Source organism: Cupriavidus sp. SK-4 (genome assembly GCF_000611125.1).
Lineage (GTDB): Bacteria > Pseudomonadota > Gammaproteobacteria > Burkholderiales > Burkholderiaceae > Cupriavidus > Cupriavidus necator.
On the sequence record NZ_JFJW01000189.1, the window covers coordinates 1 to 572 of the forward strand.

Consider the following 572-nt stretch of genomic DNA (forward strand, 5'->3'; position numbering starts at 1 on the left):
CACCTCATTACACACAACTCCTGGTGGCTGGCGCTCCGCAGAAAGTCGTTTACGGTCAATGACATAGCGGGTGGGCTTGTAAACTCTCTCGGATTGTCGTTCACTCTTGCATTTTGGGCGGCACATGCAGCGAGAGGCAACGAGTTGGGCAGCGGCAGAATTCAGGGACATTGACTTGGGCGACCAGCGCCTGAACAAACGGGCGGTGCTGCTGGCCGAGCGGCTCGCAGAGAAGCCGACGGCAAGCATACCCAGCGCATGCGGCGGCTGGGCGGAGACGGCTGCGGCGTACCGCTTCCTGGCTCAGGATGAACTGGACTGGCGCGACATTCTGGCGCCCCACTGGCAGAGTTCTGCCGAGCGGATGCGAGCTTGCGAAGTGGTGCTATGCATCCAAGACACCACGGAGCTGGACTTTAACGGCCAGACCATCACAGGCTTGGGACCGCTGTCGTATGAGGCGCAACGCGGGCTGTATCTGCACCCGACTTACGCGGTAACGCCATCGCGCGAACCGCTGGGCGTGCTTGACGCCTACATGTGGGCGCGCGAGCCGAAGGGTGCGGATGGCG

1 protein-coding gene is annotated in these 572 nt (G+C 62.2%); it reads left to right on the forward strand.

Annotated features, from left to right (window positions below):
* Positions 1 to 169 precede the first annotated feature (169 nt).
* On the forward strand, positions 170 to 572 hold a 403-nt coding region (locus CF68_RS34365; protein WP_304413129.1), incomplete at its 3' end, for a transposase DNA-binding-containing protein.